25 protein-coding genes are annotated in these 20,904 nt (G+C 54.1%); 14 read left to right on the plus strand and 11 right to left on the minus strand.

Features of this window, described 5'->3' with window-relative positions:
- Positions 1–50: 50 nt before the first annotated feature.
- Positions 51–716: an ABC transporter ATP-binding protein gene (locus tag RHK62_RS12490; RefSeq protein ID WP_206200427.1), complete on the minus strand. Its 666-nt coding sequence runs from the start codon at positions 714–716 to the stop codon at positions 51–53.
- Between the two features lie 25 nt (positions 717–741).
- Between RHK62_RS12490 and RHK62_RS12495 the strand changes: the two genes are divergently transcribed.
- Positions 742–1,629, plus strand: coding sequence for a Sll0314/Alr1548 family TPR repeat-containing protein (locus tag RHK62_RS12495; RefSeq protein WP_310453788.1), 888 nt, complete (start codon positions 742–744; stop codon positions 1,627–1,629).
- On the opposite strand, the gene RHK62_RS12500 is transcribed toward RHK62_RS12495, so the two are convergent.
- Positions 1,626–2,615, minus strand: a complete 990-nt coding sequence (locus RHK62_RS12500) for an FkbM family methyltransferase (protein WP_310453789.1) — start codon at positions 2,613–2,615, stop codon at positions 1,626–1,628. The genes RHK62_RS12495 and RHK62_RS12500 overlap by 4 nt on opposite strands.
- A gap of 389 nt (positions 2,616–3,004) precedes the next feature.
- Between RHK62_RS12500 and RHK62_RS12505 the strand changes: the two genes are divergently transcribed.
- Positions 3,005–3,745: a TerC family protein gene (locus RHK62_RS12505; protein WP_206200430.1), complete on the plus strand. Its 741-nt coding sequence runs from the start codon at positions 3,005–3,007 to the stop codon at positions 3,743–3,745.
- On the opposite strand, the gene ndk is transcribed toward RHK62_RS12505, so the two are convergent.
- Positions 3,720–4,172, minus strand: a complete 453-nt coding sequence (ndk, locus tag RHK62_RS12510) for a nucleoside-diphosphate kinase (protein WP_302677370.1) — start codon at positions 4,170–4,172, stop codon at positions 3,720–3,722. The genes RHK62_RS12505 and ndk overlap by 26 nt on opposite strands.
- Positions 4,173–4,227: 55 nt before the next feature.
- Between ndk and RHK62_RS12515 the strand changes: the two genes are divergently transcribed.
- Entirely contained in the window at positions 4,228–5,025 is a 798-nt protein-coding gene (locus RHK62_RS12515; RefSeq protein WP_310438626.1) for a PhzF family phenazine biosynthesis protein, read from the plus strand.
- On the opposite strand, the gene cobO is transcribed toward RHK62_RS12515, so the two are convergent.
- The 4 genes from cobO to RHK62_RS12535 all read right to left on the minus strand — a co-directional run bounded on the left by cobO (position 5,022) and on the right by RHK62_RS12535 (position 9,158).
- Positions 5,022–5,624 (minus strand): cob(I)yrinic acid a,c-diamide adenosyltransferase, encoded by a 603-nt coding sequence (gene cobO, locus RHK62_RS12520; protein ID WP_206200433.1) that lies wholly within the window; start codon positions 5,622–5,624, stop codon positions 5,022–5,024. The two genes, RHK62_RS12515 and cobO, sit on opposite strands and share 4 nt — an antisense overlap.
- Before the next feature lie 3 nt (positions 5,625–5,627).
- On the minus strand, positions 5,628–6,575 hold the full coding sequence (locus RHK62_RS12525) for an RNA polymerase sigma factor, RpoD/SigA family (protein ID WP_302677368.1): 948 nt from the start codon (positions 6,573–6,575) through the stop codon (positions 5,628–5,630).
- Between the two features lie 355 nt (positions 6,576–6,930).
- The gene (locus RHK62_RS12530) at positions 6,931–8,766 is read right to left on the minus strand and encodes an SPFH domain-containing protein (RefSeq protein WP_310453790.1); all 1,836 of its coding nucleotides are present in this window, start codon (positions 8,764–8,766) and stop codon (positions 6,931–6,933) included.
- 71 nt (positions 8,767–8,837) lie between these two features.
- Positions 8,838–9,158, minus strand: a complete 321-nt coding sequence (locus tag RHK62_RS12535; protein ID WP_206200436.1) for a hypothetical protein — start codon at positions 9,156–9,158, stop codon at positions 8,838–8,840.
- Positions 9,159–9,507: 349 nt separating this feature from the next.
- Here RHK62_RS12535 and RHK62_RS12540 point away from each other — a divergent pair, with 349 nt between their 5' ends.
- Positions 9,508–11,049, plus strand: a complete 1,542-nt coding sequence (locus tag RHK62_RS12540; RefSeq protein WP_310453791.1) for a bifunctional pantoate--beta-alanine ligase/(d)CMP kinase — start codon at positions 9,508–9,510, stop codon at positions 11,047–11,049.
- Positions 11,050–11,107: 58 nt separating this feature from the next.
- Positions 11,108–11,461, plus strand: a complete 354-nt coding sequence (locus tag RHK62_RS12545) for a hypothetical protein (protein WP_302678459.1) — start codon at positions 11,108–11,110, stop codon at positions 11,459–11,461.
- 44 nt (positions 11,462–11,505) lie between these two features.
- Here the strand turns inward: RHK62_RS12545 and RHK62_RS12550 are convergent, their stop codons facing one another.
- Complete coding sequence (locus RHK62_RS12550; RefSeq protein ID WP_024123956.1) at positions 11,506–11,727, minus strand: DUF4327 family protein; 222 nt, start codon at positions 11,725–11,727, stop codon at positions 11,506–11,508.
- A 268-nt stretch (positions 11,728–11,995) separates the two neighbouring features.
- Here RHK62_RS12550 and RHK62_RS12555 point away from each other — a divergent pair, with 268 nt between their 5' ends.
- Genes RHK62_RS12555 through recF form a run of 4 tightly spaced genes read left to right on the plus strand, consistent with a single transcriptional unit; the run spans position 11,996 to position 15,551 of the window.
- On the plus strand, positions 11,996–13,204 hold the full coding sequence (locus RHK62_RS12555) for an amidohydrolase (protein ID WP_310453792.1): 1,209 nt from the start codon (positions 11,996–11,998) through the stop codon (positions 13,202–13,204).
- A 7-nt stretch (positions 13,205–13,211) separates the two neighbouring features.
- Complete coding sequence (locus RHK62_RS12560; RefSeq protein ID WP_149821413.1) at positions 13,212–13,865, plus strand: response regulator transcription factor; 654 nt, start codon at positions 13,212–13,214, stop codon at positions 13,863–13,865.
- A 47-nt stretch (positions 13,866–13,912) separates the two neighbouring features.
- The gene (locus RHK62_RS12565; RefSeq protein WP_206200441.1) at positions 13,913–14,401 is read left to right on the plus strand and encodes a DUF427 domain-containing protein; all 489 of its coding nucleotides are present in this window, start codon (positions 13,913–13,915) and stop codon (positions 14,399–14,401) included.
- Between the two features lie 10 nt (positions 14,402–14,411).
- Positions 14,412–15,551, plus strand: a complete 1,140-nt coding sequence (gene recF / locus RHK62_RS12570; protein ID WP_302678461.1) for a DNA replication/repair protein RecF — start codon at positions 14,412–14,414, stop codon at positions 15,549–15,551.
- On the opposite strand, the gene RHK62_RS12575 is transcribed toward recF, so the two are convergent.
- On the minus strand, positions 15,490–15,876 hold the full coding sequence (locus tag RHK62_RS12575; protein WP_206200443.1) for a hypothetical protein: 387 nt from the start codon (positions 15,874–15,876) through the stop codon (positions 15,490–15,492). The genes recF and RHK62_RS12575 overlap by 62 nt on opposite strands.
- A gap of 7 nt (positions 15,877–15,883) precedes the next feature.
- Positions 15,884–16,189 carry a cell division protein SepF gene (locus RHK62_RS12580; RefSeq protein WP_149821405.1) on the minus strand — a complete coding sequence of 102 codons (306 nt, stop codon included), beginning with the start codon at positions 16,187–16,189 and terminating at the stop codon, positions 15,884–15,886.
- A gap of 237 nt (positions 16,190–16,426) precedes the next feature.
- On the opposite strand from RHK62_RS12580, the gene RHK62_RS12585 reads away from it, so the two are divergent.
- The 5 genes from RHK62_RS12585 (at position 16,427) to RHK62_RS12605 (ending at position 19,644) form a co-directional block, all read left to right on the plus strand.
- Positions 16,427–17,203, plus strand: coding sequence for an energy-coupling factor ABC transporter permease (locus tag RHK62_RS12585; protein WP_302678462.1), 777 nt, complete (start codon positions 16,427–16,429; stop codon positions 17,201–17,203).
- On the plus strand, positions 17,196–17,501 hold the full coding sequence (locus tag RHK62_RS12590) for an energy-coupling factor ABC transporter substrate-binding protein (RefSeq protein ID WP_206200444.1): 306 nt from the start codon (positions 17,196–17,198) through the stop codon (positions 17,499–17,501). The genes RHK62_RS12585 and RHK62_RS12590 overlap by 8 nt, the downstream gene beginning before the upstream one ends.
- Positions 17,502–17,508: 7 nt before the next feature.
- A complete protein-coding gene (cbiQ, locus tag RHK62_RS12595; RefSeq protein WP_206200445.1) occupies positions 17,509–18,297 on the plus strand; it encodes a cobalt ECF transporter T component CbiQ in 789 nt (262 codons plus the stop codon).
- 1 nt (position 18,298) lies between these two features.
- The gene (locus RHK62_RS12600) at positions 18,299–19,159 is read left to right on the plus strand and encodes an energy-coupling factor ABC transporter ATP-binding protein (protein WP_302678464.1); all 861 of its coding nucleotides are present in this window, start codon (positions 18,299–18,301) and stop codon (positions 19,157–19,159) included.
- Positions 19,160–19,275: 116 nt separating this feature from the next.
- Positions 19,276–19,644 (plus strand): response regulator, encoded by a 369-nt coding sequence (locus RHK62_RS12605; protein ID WP_310438633.1) that lies wholly within the window; start codon positions 19,276–19,278, stop codon positions 19,642–19,644.
- Here the strand turns inward: RHK62_RS12605 and RHK62_RS12610 are convergent.
- Positions 19,641–20,903 carry a phospholipid carrier-dependent glycosyltransferase gene (locus tag RHK62_RS12610; protein ID WP_310453793.1) on the minus strand — a complete coding sequence of 421 codons (1,263 nt, stop codon included), beginning with the start codon at positions 20,901–20,903 and terminating at the stop codon, positions 19,641–19,643. The two genes, RHK62_RS12605 and RHK62_RS12610, sit on opposite strands and share 4 nt — an antisense overlap.
- Position 20,904 lies beyond the last annotated feature (1 nt).

Below are 20,904 nucleotides of genomic sequence, written 5' to 3' on the forward strand. Positions count from 1 at the left end.
TGGCAAGCGACTTTGCGGTTCTGTGGTAACAAATTGCAAAGTATTGCTACCTAAGTATTAAAACTTATTACAGGACTGGATCGCTGGGAAATCAAGGGCACTAGACAACCGTTTTCCAATCGCCACGTGCGATCGCTAATCTCCCGCAATTCAGTGGCCTCATGGGTGACCACAAGCAGGCTCCAGTGTTCCTTGAGGCGGCGCAGCACCTGTACCAATTGGCGGCGCATTGACCAATCTAGACCCGCTGTGGGTTCATCGAGCAAGAGCAGGTAGGGTTGGCGCACCAGTTGCACAGCAAGCGCGAGGCGACGCTGCTGACCACCGCTCAAGGATTCGGGGCGGGTGTGCAAAGGCAAATGATCGAGACCCACATCGGCAAGGGCGCGGTAAAAGTTTTCGTAGGGAATTTCTGGGTGGCCAAAGCGCAGCTCTTCGAGAATGGTACTGCCACAGAAGTAGCGATCTGGGAACTGAAAGACCAATCCGGCCAACTGTTGTAAATGATCGGGTGTGAGAACCTGATCCTGCCATCGAATGATTCCCCGACTGGGGGTGGCCAAGCCCGCTAAAATCTCTAGTAGGGTGGTTTTGCCGGATCCACTGGGTCCGATAATTAATCCCAGTTCAGCCATACCCAAGTCTAAATTAATGTCCCGCAAAATGGGCTGAGGGGTGGCGGCGGGGTGGTAGCTGAGATGGTGAACCGAAAACAAGATGCAGACTCCGGAGGTAACGACCGTGCAAACACGTCAACTGCGCCTGTGGCAACGCTTTGCTCTCTATCTTAGTGGAGCGATCGCCCCCTGGGTACTGAGTACCGCTGCCCTTGCTGGGGATCCTTTCCGTACGGGCGCTCAAGCACGACCCATTTCCGATCAAACGGAAGCTGTCTTTGTTGCCCTCTTTCGCGATGGCAACTATGTCAAAGGTAAAGAGTTACTGCCGGCGGCCTTGGAGCGCGATCGCCAAGAACCCCTAACCCTGACCTTGGCTGCTGCCATTGCCTATCTTAATGAAGACTGGGCAGGGTACAAACGCTACGCTGAGGAGACCCTACGCGCTGCCCAAGCCCTCACGAGCCGCGATCGCCTGCGGGGAAATCTCTATCAAGCCGTGGGGCATTTCCTGATGGCTGGCTATGAAATTTCCGATGCCGGATCGGGGCCTGTGGCTGGTGCCCCCGCCGCTCTGTTGCGGGTACAGCGGGTTCTCGATCATGTGGGGCGAGCCGAAGCTGTCAATCCTCGCGATCCGGAATTGAATCTTGTTCGTGGCTTTATGGAGTGGGGTATTGCCAGTAATGTGGGCTTTGTCAGCATGGATCGGGCCATTCAAACCCTGCAAACCTACGCCGCTCCCAATTACCTGAGTTATCGAGGCTTGGCCTTGGCCTATCGCGATCGCAAGCAATGGCCGCAAGCCTTAAACGCAGTTGATCAAGCCTTGGCACTTGCCCCCAACAATCCAGAACTCCTTTATCTGAAAGCACAAATTTTGGCTGCCAGTGGCAACCGATCGCAGGCACAGCAATATTTCCAGCAAGCCCTAGCCAAACAAAGCCAATTGCCGCGAGGGATTCGCGAGGAAATTCAGCAGTTTAGCCGTCGCCTTTTGCCCCAAGGCTAGGTTGTTGGCTCAGACAGCAGCTTTGAAATTGGCAGCTTGGCAATATCTGTGCCGAGCAGGGGCTGAACCTGTTCCAAAATAGCGCAAATTTCTTTGCGGCAGTTCCACTGAGGGATTTTGCCATAGCGAAGCGTCAGTTGCGTTAAAACTTCCAGCGCATAATCAGGAAAGTCCAGTGCATCAGCAATTGCTGCCAGTTTTAGCAAGTGGCTAGGGCTCTGTAGGTGCTGGTTTTGCTGCTGTTGACTCTCATTGAGCAAATCCCGCAGGTAAATTGCATCGGCCCATAGCAGTTGACCCCCTCGCCGTTGGGAGTGAAATGGGGAAACGTAGCGCGGTAATCGGCACCAACCATCATTGGTGAGTAGGTCAAAGAGCACAAAGCCTTGAGCGCGCAAATATGCATCAATATCCCCAAAGAGGGGTTGCCCTCTGTAAACCTCCGAAAACTCAACTTCAACTATGATTGCTAAAGTACTGGCTGCCAGAAGCCGCTCACCGCCTTGCAACACATCTAGATCTGCACCTTGGACATCCACTTGCAGGACATCTACGCTCTCAAGGCCTTCAGCTTGGGCAAATGCGTCAAGGGTGGTTGTTTCCACCTGAACACTTGCCGCTACATCCAAGCCAGGATTAAATCCTTGAAATCGCGATGTGTAGCTCAAATTTGGTGGATATAAAGAACTGCAATGAATGGCGTTGGTAATGTAAAGGGTTGATTCTCCCACCTCTTTGCCCAACGTCAGCGGATAGTGACGCTCAAACCACGTAATTCCTTGGGCGGCTAAGGCGGTATTGGCCTCATCACAGGCGTCGGCATCCGCATCAAAACCATAAATTCTGAGATTGGGGGCAAAGATATGCCATGGAGATTGGGCATAATCATCCTCATGATAGATTTTGCGAGAGCCAACGATGCACAGCGTTAAAGAAAGCGGATCGAGCTTGCCTGCCGCTTTTAGCGTATTGTTAACGAGTCCCATAGCAACGTAGAATTCCTGCAACGTCAACGACAATTCTGAATTGTGCCCCAGCGAAGACTGTCTTTTGCTCAATCATCGCCACCTTGGTAAAGCGAGCGATCCAAGAATGTTCACCCCCTTGGCTCCCCAAGATTTCAGTCCTCGTGATAGGTTAACGGTGAAAATGCGACAGGATGCAGGACTATGCACACCAGAACCAAAGGGGAATCGCTTGTCCGCTGACTGGATGTGGGTAAGGCCTACCGTCAGCCCAACGGTTCGGTCATTAGCATTTTGGGTTGCGCCTATGTCTGGGTTTGAGGGTGTTCCATCCTTGGCAAAAAGGCTGTACCGCTACTATGCGACGATAAATATAAGCAGCCAAAAATCTGGAGAACTTCCCTCACCCGATGATTGATGAACTATTGGAACTTTCGCCCAACTGGGGACTGGATACCCTGTTGTTACTTGTGGTGTTGTTGGCACTGGAAGCGGTTCTCTCAGCGGACAATGCGATCGCCCTAGCGGCCTTGGTACGAGGCATCGAAGACTTAGATGCACAACGGCGGGCACTCAATCTGGGACTGGCCATTTCTTACGTTTTTCGCATTGGCCTGATTTTCACAGCGACTTGGGTCTTGCGGTTCTGGCAGTTTGAGTTGGCGGGGGCACTCTATCTGCTGTGGTTATCGGCAAAGTACTTTTTCTTTACGACCGAGCCAGAGCATGAGCACGAGCGGGTGATTCGTTCTTTTTGGCAGGCGGTACCTCTACTGGCCTTAGCGGATTTGGCCTTTTCCCTCGATAGCGTGACAACGGCGATCGCCCTGTCGGATGAGCGTTGGCTGGTATTACTCGGCGGCACGATTGGCGTGATTATGCTGCGCTTTATGGCGGAGCTATTTATCCGCTGGCTAAAAGAATTTCCTCGACTTGAGGATGCGGGCTATTTCACAGTGATGCTGGTGGGTCTGCGGCTGCTCATTCGCGTGATTAATCCCCAGCTGGTACCCTCGGACTGGGTGATGATTAGCCTGATTGCCCTTTGCTTTACGTGGGGCTTTTCCAAGCGGGAGGTGGAGGAGCCAGACACCCCCCCAACCCTTCCCAAGTCAACCCATGAACCTACATCTCATACACCCAAGAGGTGAAGGCCGGCTCCCAAGGCACCAGTTCCTGCGTCTGGAACCAGAGATTGATTTCCCGCTCAGCATTTTCGGGACTGTCGGAGCCGTGAATTACATTCCGTCCCACATCTACAGCAAAATCGCCCCGGAGCGTTCCTGGCTCCGCATTGAGGGGATTAGTGGCACCAATCAGTTTGCGGGCATTGGCAATCACCCCCCGGCCTTCCCAGACCATGGCCACCACCGGTCCAGAGGTAATGAAATTCACTAGCCCCGTAAAGAAGGGCTTATCTTTGTGTTCGCCGTAGTGCTGCTCTGCCAATTCGCGGCTGACCCGCATCAGTTTGAGGCCGACCAGTGTGTAGCCTTTTTGTTCAAATCGTTGGATAATCGTCCCCACTAGCCCACGCTGAACGCCATCGGGCTTAATGGCTAGAAATGTCCGTTCCACGCAGTATGTCCTCTGCTCGATCTACAGGATTGATTTTACGGTTTTCGGGGGTCGGATGCCGCTACCACTGTACCAAGTTGATGCCTTTACCCAAGAACCCTTTCGGGGTAACCCGGCGGCCGTATGTGTCCTAGGGACGTTTTTTGAGGATGCAACCTTGGCGGCGATCGCCCGCGAAATGAATCTTTCAGAAACGGCTTTTGTCGTACCGCTGGCCAGTGGCTTTCACCTGCGCTGGTTTACCCCTGTGGCAGAAGTGGATCTCTGTGGTCATGCCACCCTCGCAACAGCCCATGTCCTCTGGCAGCATCAAGGGGTGGTAGGGGATCTAGAATTTCACACCCGCAGCGGTCTCCTGCGTGCCCAGCGCCTTGGGGATTGGATCGCCCTTGATTTTCCGCAGCAGCCCGTAATGCCCCTTGCGGATCAGCAGGTGCAAGCCTCAATCATTGCAGCGCTCGGGACACCACCCATATTTATGGGGCAAGCGGGCAGCGATCTGCTGGTGGATCTGGTCGATGCCAGTGCTGTAGCCCAGTTGAAACCCGATTTTGACCAAATTGCCCGCCTGCCTTGCCGAGGATTGATTGTGACCGCCCAGGCCAATGGCGCGGAATATGACATCGTCTCCCGTTTTTTTGCCCCCCAACTGGGCATCCCTGAGGATCCGGTCACTGGCTCGGCGCACTGTAGCTTGTATCCCTACTGGCGAGCAAAACTGGGGAAGGACAAGTTATTGGCCTATCAAGCCTCAGCGCGGGGGGGCGTGATTAAAATTCACCCCCACAGGGGCGATCGCCTGCGGCTATTGGGTCAGGCGGTTACGATTTTCGCTGGCGAACTCCTGCTTTAGAATTCAATCCCCGGCTGGGCTTTAACGCCCTGTTCGCGAAAGGGATGCTTGACAAGGGTCATTTCCGTCACCAGATCTGCGGCGTCAATCAGGGCTGGGGGAGCACCGCGTCCGGTGAGAATCACATGGGTCATTTCTGGCTTGCGGGCAAGTCCCTCGAGCACCTGTGCCACAGTTAAGTAGTCCAGCTGGAGGGCGACATTAATTTCATCGAGCAGTACCAAACGGTACTCGGGGTTGGTGATGTAGCTCAGACCCAGCTCCCAAGCCGCTTGGGCACAGGCGATATCCCGCTGGCGGTCTTGGGTTTCCCATGTAAAGCCCTCCCCCATCGCATGGAAGGCCAGTTGGTCTGACCAATGGCTAAGAACCGCTTTTTCCGCTGGCTCCCACGCCCCCTTGATAAATTGAATAATTGCCACGCGATAGCCATGCCCCAAGGAACGCAGCACCATGCCAAGTGCCGCTGTGGTTTTGCCCTTGCCGTTGCCCGTATGGACAATAATGAGACCTTTTTCACGGGTGCGCTCCGCGAGGCGTTGCGCCTGCACGGCTTTGCGCTGCTGCATTTTTTGGCGGTGCTGTTCGTCAGTGAGCATGGGCTAGCTGGCAAGGTACTCGTGAATATCGCCGCGGCGTTTGCGGAGTTTGCTGAGGGCCTCCCGCTCAATTTGCCGCACCCGCTCGCGACTAATGTTGAGCAGTTCGCCCACTTTGGCAAGGGTGAGGGGCTGGCCGTTTTCTAGGCCAAAGCGTAGGGAGAGCACATGGCGTTGCTGCGGGGTCAGATCCGCCATCAGCCGTTCAAGGTCACTGCGCAACGAGGATTGAGCGGCAAACTCCTCCGGTGAAATGGACGGATCCTCGAGCAATTCCCCCAACTCCGTATCCTGATTATCGCCGACACGGACATCAAGGGAGAGGGGTTGTCGCGCCCGTTCAAGATATTCCCGCACTTGGGCAGGGGTTAATTCCAGTTCTGCCGCCAGTTCATTAATCGTGGCAGCGCGACCGAGGCGTTGGGATAGTTGTCGCTGGGCTTTTTTGATTTTGTTCAGCTTTTCGGTGATGTGGATAGGCAGACGGATCGTGCGCCCTTTTTCAGCGATCGCCCGTGTAATGGCTTGGCGAATCCACCAGTAGGCATAGGTGGAGAAACGATACCCCTTGGTGGGGTCAAATTTTTCTACCCCCCGCTGCATCCCGATTGTGCCCTCTTGGATTAGATCAAGCAGATCCACATTGCGCTTGATGTACTTTTTGGCAACCGAAACCACCAGCCGCAGGTTGGCCTCCACCATTTTGCGTTTGGCGCGCTCGCCATTTTCGATAATTGTCTCTAATTCTGCTTCACTCATGTTGGCGGCGGCGGCCCATTCAGCACGGGTAGGTTCACGGTTGAGTTCTGCCGCGAGCTTTTCGCGAATCTCGTTCATGGCGGTAAGCTGCTGCACCTGTTTGCCGTAGATCACTTCCTGTTCGTGGGTGAGCAATGGCACACGGCCAATCTCCCGTAGGTAAGTGCGCACTAAATCTTTTGAAGTATCCATAGTCCCTATCGCTCGTTCTCAAGGTTGACAGCAGTGATTCGTCCAAGGCCTAGGAATATCGTTTTCTCTATAGGATGGGCGATCGCCCCTGCTAAAGATCGCGGCCAAGCCAACGGTGCTTTAACAGCGTTTTCGTAGATACGTTACATATATTAAGAATCTTAACATTTCTAAATCTGTTCATCGGAATACTAACACCGACCTTTGGCGGTTCTTAATCTTTTTTTTATATTTACCCCATTGAAAAATCTCTATGAATTTTGAAAATACAGATGGAGTTAATAAATCTTTGGTTCACGCCTCAGACCTACTGAAGAGTTATCCATTCTTGCGGCTAGGGGTATGCAGTCGCGTCTTAGGAATGAGACGTATTTTCTTGGAGTAGGGATTTAATTTGTGCTAACAACTGCCCCAGTTTCCCCTCCTCAAAAAGGGCATTGATCAGGGCTAGCCCGCTGGTGGATAGGAGCAGTTTATTGAGATCAGCAGGGGTGCCCCCGTTGGCAAAGGTATAAATTTTGGCATCGCCAATCACCCCCGGTTGCGGGGCAAGGGCTTGGAGAACTTGTGGCAGTTGCGGTGCCAGTTCTGGCCAGAGGGCTGTAATCACTTGAGCTGTCAAGTTAGCGTTGCTAATCACATTTTTGGCCGCGAGCATGGCCTCCATCCCTTCAGCTTCAGCAAGGGCTTTATCACGGTTGGCCGCCGCAAGGGTGCGAATCGCTTCCGCCTCCAGTTCCGCTGCCTGTTGGGCAATTTCCGCTTGCCGCCGCCGCCGAAAGGCATCAATTTCCACAACGTTTTGCTCTAGCACCCGTTTTTCAGCCGCTTCCCGCTCTGCGGCAATAATCGCTAGGTTTTTCTGGCGATTGGCTTTTTCCACTTCGATGGCGGTGGTGACCGCAGATTCTGCCCGTGCCCGCTCGGCTTCGGCAATCAGACTTTCTTTTTTCTTGGTGGCAACGGCGATCGCCACATCCTCTTGGGCAAGACGCGCTTGACGCTCGGACTCCGCAATGGCCACCTGTGCTTGCAAACGGTTGGCCTCCACCTGCTGCTGGCGACTGATCTCGGCGATTTCTGCCTCCTGCTGTTGCTGGGCTTGCGTTACCTTCAGGAGTTTATTTTTTTCCTCCAGTTCAATGCTGGCCTCGATTTCCTTCTGTTGGATGGCAAGTCTTTTGCGGATTTCTTCTTCCTCAACCGCTTGGGCTTGGAGCAACTTTGCCCGCTGAATCGCGGCTGCCTCTGCTGCTTTGGCCTCCTCAATTTCCCTTTCCCGCTGCGCTTTTAGGGCTTCCACCTTCAGGCGTTGGCTTAACAGTGCCGCTTCTTTTTCCTCTTCAATTTGCAGGGAGCGTTTTTGGGCATCCAGTTCCTTTTGTTCGATCGCGACCCGGGTTGAGAGTTCGACTTCCCGCTTTTGTTGAATCGAGCGTTGAATCGTTTCTGTGCGCAGCCGCACCCCCTGAGCATCAAAAAAGTTGTTTTCGTCGTAGGTGTCACTCTCTTGGACTTCTGAGATGGCAATGTTGTTGAGGGTGAGTCCAACTTTTTGCAGATCCTGCTGCATCAGGTTGAGTACCTCTTGGGCAAACCCTAGTTTGTCGGAGTCAATTTCAGCCAAGGACTTGTGTTTTGCAGCTGCGCGAATGGCATCGTCCGCCCGTTTTTCAAGGGCATTCTTGATGTCTTCGGGGGTAATGCGGTTATTTTGGGAAAGGCGAGCGGCGGCAGTGAGGACATCCTCTTCGGTGGCATTGATGCAGACATAAAAGGTGACCCGCATATCAGCCCGCAGATAATCTTGGGTACGCACCGCCAATTTGCCCGTTCGCTCTACGTCAATGGAGATTTCCCGCAGCGGTACCCGTGTCAACTCATGGAACCCCGGCAGGGCAATGCAGCCACCATTGAGAATGACTGTTTTTTTCTTAACAAAAATCCCCCCCGTGCGCACAAAGGCTTCGTTGTTGGGGGTAATGACATAGACGCGCGTGTAAGCCCAAATGCTCAGGAGCAGTAAAATCACAATGCCGGCAATCACACCGGGAAAAAAGAGCAGCCCACCCAGATTACCCATGACAATGGGGGGAGACTCCACCAGTACTGTGGCTTTGGTTTGGGTGCGGGGAGGTGCTGGCAATTCTGGTGTCGGTAATGCCTGCAAAAATGTCAGCCAGTAAAGCATAGAACTGCCCCCTCAGCGTTAATTTCAGTGTGGCATTTTGGGGGCGATCGCCCGCTATTTTTAAGGGTTCTTTAATTCGCTGGAGCCACTTCAGTGGTTGAGGCCACGGCGGCATCTTTGCGCTTTTTCTTCTCTGTGACTGTCACAGGTCGCATTTCAATATGGTTGAGCAGTGTCGTGACAAAGGCAAAGAGCAAAAAGGGCAAGGTTAAGACCAAAATTAGCCCCCCGACCAGAAACGCCTGCACGGGATTGTTGTAGAGGGTGAGGGATGCGGCCAAACCAATAAAGATCACAATCAGCCAAACAATGACTTGGCCATAAATATCCCCGAAGGTGAGGGTGCAGACGAAACGGTATTTTTGTAAGCTGTTTTGTAGTTCATTGGCCATAGGGGCTATCCTCGCGGCGTATGCTGAACAGTTCCAGTTAAAAAATAAGCTTTTGGCTCAGGGGGAGTAAAACGGAGGTTGCGTGACAGGGTTGGCAAGTACAGAGAAACGAAGGTACCTGAATTTTAGAAAACCTGCCCCCAAGATTAAAGCCCTTGCAACAAATGTACAAACTTTGGTTAGAAAAAGCGGGCACGGGCATTGGACAGCCCTTTTCTAACATTGGGATCCACCAAACCCGCCTCTCTGATCGTGGCTTTCAGAAGCTGGCGTGTCTTCTCTCGGTGTGAAAAGGGCTGTAATATGACAGATTGTATCAAAACTGCACCGATCGCCCCCGAAGCACTCTATGGGTAAGTTTTACCGTTTGACCACCACGGCGGGTTTACAGGCTGCCCTTGGCACATTACCTCCCGCAACCACCCTTGGTTTTGTGCCGACAATGGGGGCACTGCATGGGGGGCATGCCGCCTTGATCCAGCGGGCACGGCAAGAGTGTGATGTGGTCGTTGTCAGTATTTTTGTCAACCCGCTTCAGTTTGGCCCCCAAGAGGATTTGGAGCGCTATCCCCGTGCCCTTGAGGCGGATACGGCACTTTGTCAGCAGTTAGGGGTGGATCTGCTCTTTGTGCCCAGTGTGGCTGAACTGTATCCAGCGGGGATGGAGAGTCTCACGGTAGTTGAGCCACCAAGGGAGTTAACGGAACGCCTCTGTGGGCGATCGCGCCCCGGCCATTTTCGCGGGGTAGCAACAATTGTGCTGAAGCTCTTGCATTTGGTGCAGCCCGATCGCGCCTATTTTGGCCAAAAGGATGCCCAGCAGTTAGCAATTATTCGCCGCTGTGTGGCGGATTTGAATCTGGACGTGGAGATCATTGGCTGCCCCATTGTCCGCGATGCCGATGGCCTTGCCCTCAGTTCCCGTAATCAATACCTCAGTGCGGGCGATCGCGCCACCGCCTTAGCCCTAAGTCAGAGCCTAGAGGCAGCGACTGCTGCTTTTCGTCAAGGTTGCTTTGCTGCCAGCGATCTCTTGGAGCAGGTTCACAACCATCTGCGCCAGTTTCCCCAGTTGCGCCTCGACTATGCCGAATTGGTGCATCCCCAGACCCTTGTGCCCTTGGAACGCATTGAGACCGTGGGACTGCTGGCGATCGCGGGTTGGGTGGGGCAAACGCGCCTCATTGACAATTGCCTATTGGATCGCCGCCTGCCGATTCTGGCTGTGGATGGCCCTGCCGGCGCGGGGAAGTCAACCGTGACGCGACTAGCAGCCCAAGCCCTAGGGTTGCAGTACCTTGACACCGGTGCCATGTATCGAGCAGTAACTTGGTGGTGCTTGGGCAATAACATTGATCTCAGGGATGAGCCAGCCGTCGTAGAGGCGATCGCCCATTGTCAGTTGCGTCTTGAGAGCAGCGATCCCCCTCAACCCACACGGGTGTGGATCAACGATTGCGAGGTCAGCCAAGCGATTCGTTCCCTAGAGGTGACGCAGCGAGTGTCCCAAATTGCCGCCCTGCGGGGTGTGCGACGACTCATGGTACAACAACAGCGGGCGATCGGAGCCAATGGGGGCATTGCTGCCGAAGGTCGTGATATTGGTACCCATGTCTTTCCCGAGGCAGGCTTGAAAATTTTCCTAACGGCCTCGCCCGAAGAGCGTGCCCAGCGCCGCTGGCAGGAGTTACAACAACAAGGACAATGCGACCTCTCCTACGAGGAATTGCTCGCTCAGATTACCGCTCGCGACACAGCGGATCAGCAACGCACCTACGCCCCTTTTCGCAAAGCTGCCGATGCCATAGAAGTCTGTACGGACAACTTGGGGATCGATGAGGTGGTGAGTAAAATTGTCCATCTCTACCGCAGTCGCTTTCCTCAACCTTGATGAGCAAGGGAGATTTCCCGTACAGTAGCAGAGGAGAGTTCACGCCGAGCACATTTCTATGGATCGCAATCCCCTCGATCTTGTACAACAACTCTACTACACCGGTATTGGAGCGGCTGCTGCTGCCATTGAATCCCTGCAGGATGAGGCCAAACGCCAAGAATACCTGACGCAACTGCGGGTGGATGCCCGCCAATTGGCCACCGTCTGTGCTGAGAAAGGCCGCCTCACCGAAGCGCAAGCACGGGAACTGATTCAAGCCTTCATTGCCCAACAGCAGCAACCCTCTTCGACCCCTGAGCCTGCTCCTCGCGAGAGTGCTGACTTAGCCGCAGATATTCAAACGCTTCTCGAAACGCTGCGCGCCATTCGCCAAGACCTACAGCAGGATTCTCAGGCACCCACGTCCTAGGATTTGCGCATTATTGGGAAGTCGGTGCCCTGAATGATGGCTCTTTAGTCGTTGTCCCAGCACTCACGGCCAATGAGGTCGCCAATGCGATCGCGCAGCATAAAATCACAGCGCTCTAGCTCTGCCTCAATGAGGGGCCACTCCCGAACGGGCACAAACTGGCAGAGGGTGTAAATGGGCTGCTGCCGACTCACCACACCTTTGGCCACCAGTCGTCGTGCTTCATCTTTGACGAGTTCGATGGAGTATTGAAGGGATTGAACCATAACATCCTCGTTTGGCTGAAGAGACCCTAGGATTCAGAATTGGCAAAGTGTAATATCCAATACTGAACTATTTTAACTTTTGCCCTAGGGAGCTACCTGTCATAATAACAAATGTTTCCTAAGTCAGGGGGTTCTGATCAAAAAATCCTACTACTGGTGGAAGCGAGTGGCGCGTCACCTGTTCTTGAGGTTACATTGACTGTCACTGCCCCAGAGCATCGTTTATCCTAGAGAAAGGCAATGCTAAACAAAATCTAAAGACTGCCCCATGGCTTTCCATCTTCCCCAATTGAGCTGCCAACTGCGTCCAGAGGTGGCTGCCCTCCAAACCGAACTTGTGCAGTGGCGACGCTATTTGCACCAACGACCAGAATTGGGCTTTCAAGAACACCTGACGGCGGCCTTTGTCAGTGAGAAACTACGGCAATGGGGCATTCAGCATCGCACGGGTATTGCGGAAACGGGAATTGTGGCCGTGATTCCGGGAGCGCGACCGGGGCCAGTGCTGGCGATTCGCGCCGATATGGATGCGCTGCCAGTGCAGGAGGAAAACGATAAGCCCTACCGCTCTCTCCATGAGGGGAAAATGCACGCCTGCGGGCACGATGGTCACACAGCGATCGCCCTTGGGACTGCGAAATACCTTGCTGAGCACCGCGATTTTGCTGGTACGGTCAAAATCATCTTTCAACCAGCGGAAGAAGGCCCCGGTGGGGCTAAACCCATGATTGAAGCGGGAGTTCTCGATGCCCCGAAAGTGGATGGCATTATTGGCCTGCACCTCTGGAATTTTCTGCCCGTTGGTACGGTGGGGGTGCGTAGTGGGCCGTTGATGGCGGCAGCGGAATTCTTTGAGTGTGAAGTACACGGCAAGGGGGGACACGCCGCTTTACCCCAATTTACGGTGGATACGGTTCTCGTTGTTGCCCAGATCATTACGGCCTTGCACACTATCGTTTCGCGCAACGTGGATCCCCTAGAGACAGCGGTGATTTCCGTGGGGGCAGTACATGCGGGCACCGCCAAGAACGTGATTGCCGATACCGCGACCTTTCGGGGAACAGTGCGATACTTTAAGCCAGAGTTGGGGGACTGGCTACCCCAGCGCATTGAACAGGTGATTGCGGGTATCTGTCAGAGTCATGGCGCCACCTATGACTTTCGCTATGAGCGGATGTATCCCCCCACCGTCAACGATGCCAAGATGGCGAAATTAGTGCGCTCTGTTGCTGAATCGGTGGTTGAGGTGCCGGCTGGGGTCACGTCCCACTGTCAAACCATGGCGGCGGAAGATATGTCATTTTTCCTGCAAGCGGTTCCGGGTTGCTACTTCTTTTTGGGGTCAGCCAATGGCACACTGGGGTTAGATTTTCCCCACCACCATCCCCGCTTTGATTTTGATGAAACTGTTTTAAGTATTGGGGTTGAGCTGTTTATCCGCTGTGTGGAGAAGTATTGTGGTCTAGTGGAGACCTAAATTTCCTATGTCCCTCACAGTGCTTATTGCCGATGATGATCCGGGCATCCGCCTGTCAGTAAGCCGTTTTTTAGAGTCTGAAGGGTATTGCTGCCTCACGGCGGGAGATGGTGCCCAGGCTCTCGAAATGATCCACCGCTATCAGCCCCATCTGCTGATTACGGACATTGCCATGCCCAACATGAATGGCTATGAGTTGGTGCGGCAGGTGCGCCAGCATCCCTCATTGCGCTTACTACCAGTAATTTACCTCACCGCACGCACAGAACTAGAAGAGCGGATTCGCGCCTATCGCACCGGGGGCGATGTCTATCTCTCCAAGCCCTTTGACCTCAATGAGTTGGCAGCGGTGGTGCGTAACCTGTTGGATCGGGCACAACTGGTACAAATCGAATGGCAGCAACGACAGCAACCCTTTGCGGCGCCGAAAACACGAACCCTCAGCGTTGATCTCACTCAACGGGAAAAGGAAGTGCTAGGGTTACTCGTGGCTGGACTCTCCAATGCCCAGATTGGCGATCGCCTGCACTTGAGCGCCCGAACGATTGAAAAGCACGTCAGTAGCCTCTTTCAAAAAACAGCGGTTCACAATCGAGCTGAGCTGGTGCGACTGGCCATTGAACAGGGCTTGGTGGAGCGACAAACCAGTTCCCAAGCTTGAGCCATAGCTGTTACCGTCAAGGAAGAGTGTTGAGGACCTGAAACGCGATGCAACGGATTCCCCCTGCCCCCGGCCAAGAATCGGTTTGGGACTATCCCCGTCCGCCCCGTGTTGAACCCACCTCAAAACACCTGCGGGTGGTCTTTAATAGTGTGGTGATTGCCGACACCCAGCGGGGACAGCGGGTACTAGAAACCAGTCATCCCCCAGTGTATTACTTTCCGCCAGAGGATGTACAGGTGCAGTATCTGGTGCCCTCAGCACGGCAAACCTTTTGCGAGTGGAAAGGACAAGGCGCCTACTACCACGTCAAGGTGGGCGATCGCCAAGCGGATAATGCAGCCTGGTACTATCCCAAACCCACCCCTGCTTTTGCGCCAATCTGCAACTACATTGCCTTCTATGCTGCTTTGATGGATGAATGCACCGTGGATGGTGTGGTGGTGATTCCGCAACCGGGGGGCTTCTATGGCGGCTGGATTACTCCGGACATTGTCGGCCCGTTTAAGGGGGCACCGGGGACTTGGGGCTGGTAAGGGCTGCTAAGTGTTTCTCAAATCACTCCATCTGCGCCACTTTCGCAACTACAGCGAGCAATCGGTGACGTTTGCTGCGCCAAAAACCATCGTCGTTGGGGACAATGCCCAAGGCAAGTCCAATTTGCTAGAGGCTGTGGAGTGGCTGGCCACACTGCAATCCCATCGCACCCATCGCGATCGCGACCTTATTCAGCAGGGACAAGAGAGTGCCCAAATTGAAGCCACCCTAGAGCGCCAAGGCGTCCCCCTTGATCTGGCGGTGAGTTTGCGCCCCCTCGCAGGCCGTGTCCTACAGGTGAATGGCTGTACCGTTAAGCGCACGGCGGAATTTCTGGGGCAACTCAATGCGGTGGAATTTTCCTGCTTGGATTTGGAACTGGTGCGGGGCACACCGGCCATTCGCCGCAACTGGTTGGATCGGATTTTGGTGCAATTGGAACCCCTCTATAGCCAACTGCTGCAAACCTACCAAAAAGCCCTGCGCCAACGGAATGCTCTCCTCAAACAGGCCGGCAGCCAAGGATGGGATGAAGCCCTCTGGCAGGCATGGAATCAGCAATTGGTGATCAATGGCACTCGCATTATCCGCCGCCGACAGCGCCTCATTGAACGCTTGGCACCCTTGGCTCAGGAGTGGCATCGCGTGTTGAGTGGCGATCGCGAGACACTCACCTTGACTTATGAGAGCCATGTGCCCCTTGGGGATGGCACTTCTGAAGTGATTGTGGCTGCCTTTAATGAGGCCTTGGCCGCTCGCCGCACTATTGAACTGCTGCAAAAAACCAGTCTGGTGGGACCGCACCGTGATGATGTGGGCTTGTGCCTCAATGAGCAAAGTGCCCGTCAATTTGCTTCCCAAGGGCAGCAGCGCACGCTGGTATTGGCGTTGAAACTGGCGGAACTGGCTCTTGTGGAAAGTGTGGTGGGCGACACTCCCCTTTTGTTGTTGGATGATGTCCTCGCCGAATTGGATTTGCAGCGGCAGGGAATTTTATTAGAGGTGATGGGCGATCGCTACCAAACGCTGATTACCACCACCCACCTTGCCCCCTTTGCCACCCCTTGGCGGCAACAAGCACAAATTCTCAAGGTGACGGCGGGGACGATCGCAAGCGTGCCTGACACTGCTGCTGAAACCAGTGACTAATCTGGGAAACGGTTAGCTCAGCAATGGGCACCCCCTCCCTTGCAGCAATTTGCCGCAGTTGCTTGAGGGCACTGATTAAAATTTGGCCATACCATGTCATAAACCCCCCTTGGCGCTGCTCCTCCGCTTGCAACTGGGGATCGGCAGCAACAAGTTCATAGACTTGGGCTTCCGTCAGGTCTTCGAGGGGGTTTCCCTCAGTCTTAGCTCGCAAATAGCGCTGGGCATACACCGCCACTCGAATAGCAAAGCGATCTGCGGCCGGTAAGAGCAGTTGATCAATCTCTTGACACTCACTGACGGTGAGCAGATCTGCAGGATTCATGAACGGCTTAGGCCAGTCCAGCGGGTGTCGGTGCTGCTGTGGATTCTTGGATATTAATCACGTTGGGCGTAAAGAGAAAGACCCCATCCCCAAGGCGCGATTGATGGCCATTGATGGCATAGGTGCTACCAGCGGCAAAATCAGAAATGCGCTGTGCCTCGGTGACATCGAGGTGCTCTAGGTTGAGAATCACTGCCTTGTCAGCCCGCAGCGCTTGAACGATCAGGGTCGTATCACTGAGGGACTGCGGCTTGATCACCACTACTTCATAGCCACTACTCAAGGAATGACCAAAGGCAGTCAGTTCACTCATGACAACTCCCCCCTGGGAACATAGCAACAGTACCTACGATTCAATAATGACATTAGACTTCATCCTGTTATACCGACTACATCAAAATTTATGCAAATTCCAGCCTTACAGTCTTGGCACTGCGTGAATTTTTGAGCAGGCATAGCTCTTTCTAATATCGGTTGCAGCCCCCACTGGGCATAGGCAAGTTACTGGTTGCGCACTAGAATAGGCGCACTTAGGTTTAGGACTATCTCAATGATCAAACGTAGCCAAGCGAAGCGATATAGCTCCCTTGGGGCGATCGCCCTTCTGAGCGCGTATCTCGTGGTCGCGAGTCCTCACCCCGCCTTGGCGATGCACATTAGCGAGGGGTTTTTGCCCCTTGGCTGGGCAGTGGGCTGGTGGCTGGTTTTTTTACCCTTTTTGGCATGGGGACTATGGGCACTGCGACAACAGATTCAACAGCAACCAGAGTCAACCCTGCTGATTGCCTTAGCCGGTGCCTATGCCTTTGTCCTCTCTTCGTTGAAGATTCCTTCCGTTACGGGTAGCTCTTCCCATCCGATGGGGATTGCCTTGGGAGCCGTTCTCTTTCGGCCACCGCTGATGGCCGTGCTGGGGACATTGGTGCTGCTCTTTCAAGCCCTGCTCCTTGCCCATGGCGGCCTGACCACCCTAGGCGCTAATGGCTTTTCGATGGCGGTGGTGGGACCTTGGTTGGCTGGGTTGACCTATTGGGGGATGTCCCGTGCCACGGCTAAGCCAGCGATCGCGATTTTTAGTGCTGCTCTGATCAGTAACTTGGCCACCTACTCGGTGACTTCTTTACAATTGGCATTGGCCTTTCCCGATAGTATGGGTGGGGTGGCGACGGCTTTTGCCAAGTTTGCGGCGCTCTTTGCTGTGACGCAGATTCCCTTGGCGATCAGTGAAGGGTTACTCACGGTGTTGGTGTGGAACTGGTTGACCACGTACTGCACAGCCGAATTGCAAACCTTAAAACTCTTGCCTGGAGGGGAATCCAATGAATAAAAAAACAGTGGCCTTCCTATTGGGCGGCGCAATTCTCTTAAGTACACTTCCCCTACTGCTGGTTAAGGGTGACTTTGAAGGTGCCGATGCCCAAGCCGAAGCGTTAATCAGCGAGGTGGCACCAGACTTTGAACCTTGGGCAGAGCCATTGTTTGAACCGCCCAGTGGTGAGATTGAATCCCTGCTGTTTGCTGTGCAAGCAGCTCTGGGGGCGGGGGTCATGGGGTTTATCTTGGGTCAGTACCGCGAACGCCATCGCCAAAGGGCAACCGCTGCCTCAAAATCGCAACAGTCCTGAGCAGTCAATGCACCATCACCTCGATACCTATGCCTATACCAATGGTCTGCGGCATTTGCACCCTGAACAAAAGTTGATTTTTGCGATCGCCAGCCTGTTATTGACGTTTTTTGCTCGTCCCCTTGTCCAGAGTTTGCTTTGGCTGTGGCTGAGCCTTTGGATTCTCGGCTATGCCCGCATTCCGTGGCGGGTTTATTTCACCCTCTTAGCCACAGTTGCTGCGTTTTGGCTGGTGAGTTTGCTAGGGTTAGTGGTGCAAATCATCCCGACGGAGACTTTACGGACTTCGGGGCAAGTGGTTCTCAGTGACATCTCCCTAATGGGCTGGTCGTTCTTTATCAGTGCCGAGAAATTGCACCAAGGCTTAACCCTAGGACTGCGGACAATGGTTGCCAGCACCTGTTTACTATTGATTTTATTGACGACCCCCTTTCCAGCCCTGTTGAGTGTGGCCGAGCGCTGGCGGGTTCCCCATTTCATCCTCGATATTCTGATGTTGATGTACCGCTATATCTTCACCCTCTTAGAAACCGCTTTCACACTGCAATTGGCGCAGCGGGCACGGGGCGGCTATCAACGGCGATCGCGCTGGCTCGTTAGTGTCAGCCTGTTGGCGGCTCAACTCCTGCGGCAGTCTCTGTACCGCTATGAACAGGTGAACCTTGCCCTGCTCAGTCGGGGTTTTCAGGGGCAGTTTCGGGTATTGCGCCCCCAGTCCTATGCCTATTCCCAACGGTATGGCCTTGAAATCGTCATTGGTGGCGGTGCCCTCATTCTGCTGAACGCAATCATCTGAGATGTCTGTGCCGCTACTGGAATTTCATCAGGTTGGCTTTCGCTATCCCAATACCACTACCCCCGTGCTGCAAGACTGCTCCTTTACGCTAGAGGCGGGACAGAAAGTTGCCCTTTTGGGGCTGAATGGCTCAGGCAAATCAACGCTCTTTTATCTGGCAGCGGCCCTCTATCGGCGCGATCGCGGTGAAATTTACTGGCAAGGGCAACGGCTCGTCCATCAACCAGAGCGACTGCGGCAGTGGCGGCAACGCATTGGCTTGGCCTTTCAAGACCCCGAACAGCAACTGGTGGCAGGCACCGTGGCGGAGGACATCTCCTATGGGCTGTGTAACTTAGACCTACCCACCGCCGAAATCGAAGCGCGTTTGTACCAAACCCTAGAGAACTTTGATTTAGTGGAGCTTGCCGATCGCCCCCTGCATCATTTGAGTTTGGGGCAAAAACGGCGGGTGGCACTGGCTGGGGTAATGGCCTTAGCACCGACGCTATTACTGCTTGATGAACCCACCACCTATCTCGACTATCAGCAGCGGCAGCAACTGGAGCAGGCCCTAGAGAACATTCACCAGCAGGGAACCACGATTATGATTGCCACCCATGATCTTGATTTTGCCTATGGCTGGGCAGACTGGATTATGGTGCTGGTCAATGGTCAGGTCACCGTGAGCGATCGCGCTTCCCATGTCTTTGGGCAGTGGCCGACCCTTGCCCCTGAATTGGGAACGCCTACCCTACTGCACCTGTGGCAACAATTTCCGCCCTTTTGGCGTCGCCAGCGACCCTTGCCCCGCACCCCCTTAGCCTTGAGTCAAGAATTGGCTGCTCTCTTTCAGGAATTCCAAAGGAGCGATCGCCCCTAAAGACCAAGGTGCCGATGTTCAGGACTCCGGTGAAAATGATAAGCTAGGCGATGGGTAGAATATCCAACTGTTCACTAATTACCAGCGTATTATTTGCGGCATCAGGCAGAACCTTTATGGCCACAATTATGGTTGTTGATGACAGCCCCACCCTGCGGGCAATGATTGTTCAGCTGATGAAAGAGCAGAACTATGACGTTGTTGAGGCTGAGGATGGTATCGAAGCCCAAGAAAAGATCAAGGCTCAATGTCCTGATTTGGTGATTCTGGATGTGGTGATGCCGCGCATGAATGGTTACGAACTGTGCCGCTGGATTAAGGGTGAAGCGGCTTGCCAAAGTGTGCCCGTGATCATGTGCACCACCAAAAGCGAAGAGTTTGATATTCACTGGGGTAAAAAGCAGGGGGTGGATGCCTACATCACCAAACCCTTTGACCCCGCAGAACTCATTGCCACCGTTAAACAACTCCTAGGATCGTCCTAAATCCAAGACGGCAACCACATCCGCCTCAAAAAGTCTTGGGGCGTCAGGGGTAGTCCTAAATACAGGGGGAGCCAGTAGAGGAAGCCCCCAACAACCACCCCTAGGACAGCAATGCCTGCCCAGCGTGCCCAAGCTCCCCAATCGTGGCTGGCTTCCCAGAGCAAGGCCAAGGCCATAAAGCTATAGAGGGCAGCGGGGAGGTAGTGATAGATAAAGACACAGCGGCTCACCAGTGCCCAGGGCAAGAGATTGGCAGCATAGTTTAAGAGCACAAAACGGCCTGCGGTTGTCGTCAATCTAAGGGGGATAAGAGCCAACGTGGCCAAGGTCCCCAGCCACAGGAGGGGGGGATTGAAGAGGGCATAGACGGCATAAACCCATTGGGTATTTGCTATGGGTAGGGGCGGGCCAATGACGGGCACGGGTTCACTGAGGGTTTGCACCCGCTGAAAAAAGTAGCTCATGGGGCGCAGCAGGAGCGGCCAAGACCACCACGGCGAACAGTAGGGATGGGCAGTACTGGCCACACTGCGGTGAAAGTTAAACATTTGGCGATGGAGGTCAAGTAGGCTCTGGTGGGGATGAAACTGGAGATGGGGTAGCCAGAGCAGGGTATAAACCACAAAGGCGACAACGGGGAGTAGCAGGCACATCTGCCACCACTGGTAAGTGGTCTTCCATTCAGCAGGCAGCGGTAACCTCTGCTGGAGAAGCCAGAAAAGCCCTACCCCCAACAGGAATCCCAAGCCACTCCACTTCACTGCCCCACAGGCGCCAAAGGCAATGCCTGCAGCCATCAGCCAGAGCGATCGCGCCCTTCCTTGGTAGCGCAACCCCCATAGCCAGAGAATCTGTGCCACCACACCCAAAAGCACAAGGGAGATATTGATGAGAGCATAGCGAGACTCCACCAAAAAGAGGCCATCGAGGGCAACAAAGAGTCCCGATAGCAGTGCCACTCGCGATCGCCGCGTCAGGAGATAGGCCAACACCGCCACTGCTATGGGAATCAGTGATCCCATCAGGGCATTCAACCAGCGATAGCCCCAAGGGTGAAAGCCGCCCCCCAGCCAGATGCTCAGGGCAATCAGGTATTTTCCCAAAGGCGGATGGGCATCAAAGAAAGGAACCCCGGCGAGATAGTTACGGCCAAAGCGGGCAAAGTAGACCTCATCAAATACCAGTGTGGGAAAGCGAGTCAGCCCCCAAAAGCGGGTGGCAAGGGCAAAGAGCCACAGCAGCAGTAGCCCCAAGGGCATC

It is taken from the genome of Thermosynechococcus sp. HY213 (assembly GCF_031460975.1).
GTDB lineage: Bacteria > Cyanobacteriota > Cyanobacteriia > Thermosynechococcales > Thermosynechococcaceae > Thermosynechococcus.

Excerpts from the sequence above, each read along its gene's own strand:
- RHK62_RS12600 (WP_302678464.1), top strand. The coding sequence starts at position 18,299 with ATGTCTGTGCCGCTACTGGAATTTCATCAGGTTGGCTTTCGCTATCCC.
- RHK62_RS12610 (WP_310453793.1), bottom strand. The coding sequence starts at position 20,903 with ATGCCCTTGGGGCTACTGCTGCTGTGGCTCTTTGCCCTTGCCACCCGC.
- RHK62_RS12605 (WP_310438633.1), top strand. The coding sequence starts at position 19,276 with ATGGCCACAATTATGGTTGTTGATGACAGCCCCACCCTGCGGGCAATG.
- RHK62_RS12560 (WP_149821413.1), top strand. The coding sequence starts at position 13,212 with ATGTCCCTCACAGTGCTTATTGCCGATGATGATCCGGGCATCCGCCTG.
- RHK62_RS12530 (WP_310453790.1), bottom strand. The coding sequence starts at position 8,766 with ATGCTTTACTGGCTGACATTTTTGCAGGCATTACCGACACCAGAATTG.
- cbiQ (WP_206200445.1), top strand. The coding sequence starts at position 17,509 with ATGCACCATCACCTCGATACCTATGCCTATACCAATGGTCTGCGGCAT.
- RHK62_RS12580 (WP_149821405.1), bottom strand. The coding sequence starts at position 16,189 with ATGAGTGAACTGACTGCCTTTGGTCATTCCTTGAGTAGTGGCTATGAA.
- RHK62_RS12535 (WP_206200436.1), bottom strand. The coding sequence starts at position 9,158 with ATGGCCAATGAACTACAAAACAGCTTACAAAAATACCGTTTCGTCTGC.
- RHK62_RS12555 (WP_310453792.1), top strand. The coding sequence starts at position 11,996 with ATGGCTTTCCATCTTCCCCAATTGAGCTGCCAACTGCGTCCAGAGGTG.
- RHK62_RS12500 (WP_310453789.1), bottom strand. The coding sequence starts at position 2,615 with ATGGGACTCGTTAACAATACGCTAAAAGCGGCAGGCAAGCTCGATCCG.
- RHK62_RS12505 (WP_206200430.1), top strand. The coding sequence starts at position 3,005 with ATGATTGATGAACTATTGGAACTTTCGCCCAACTGGGGACTGGATACC.
- RHK62_RS12515 (WP_310438626.1), top strand. The coding sequence starts at position 4,228 with ATGCCGCTACCACTGTACCAAGTTGATGCCTTTACCCAAGAACCCTTT.
- RHK62_RS12540 (WP_310453791.1), top strand. The coding sequence starts at position 9,508 with ATGGGTAAGTTTTACCGTTTGACCACCACGGCGGGTTTACAGGCTGCC.
- RHK62_RS12525 (WP_302677368.1), bottom strand. The coding sequence starts at position 6,575 with ATGGATACTTCAAAAGATTTAGTGCGCACTTACCTACGGGAGATTGGC.
- RHK62_RS12550 (WP_024123956.1), bottom strand. The coding sequence starts at position 11,727 with ATGGTTCAATCCCTTCAATACTCCATCGAACTCGTCAAAGATGAAGCA.
- RHK62_RS12565 (WP_206200441.1), top strand. The coding sequence starts at position 13,913 with ATGCAACGGATTCCCCCTGCCCCCGGCCAAGAATCGGTTTGGGACTAT.
- cobO (WP_206200433.1), bottom strand. The coding sequence starts at position 5,624 with ATGCTCACTGACGAACAGCACCGCCAAAAAATGCAGCAGCGCAAAGCC.
- RHK62_RS12590 (WP_206200444.1), top strand. The coding sequence starts at position 17,196 with ATGAATAAAAAAACAGTGGCCTTCCTATTGGGCGGCGCAATTCTCTTA.
- RHK62_RS12575 (WP_206200443.1), bottom strand. The coding sequence starts at position 15,876 with ATGAATCCTGCAGATCTGCTCACCGTCAGTGAGTGTCAAGAGATTGAT.
- RHK62_RS12585 (WP_302678462.1), top strand. The coding sequence starts at position 16,427 with ATGATCAAACGTAGCCAAGCGAAGCGATATAGCTCCCTTGGGGCGATC.
- RHK62_RS12545 (WP_302678459.1), top strand. The coding sequence starts at position 11,108 with ATGGATCGCAATCCCCTCGATCTTGTACAACAACTCTACTACACCGGT.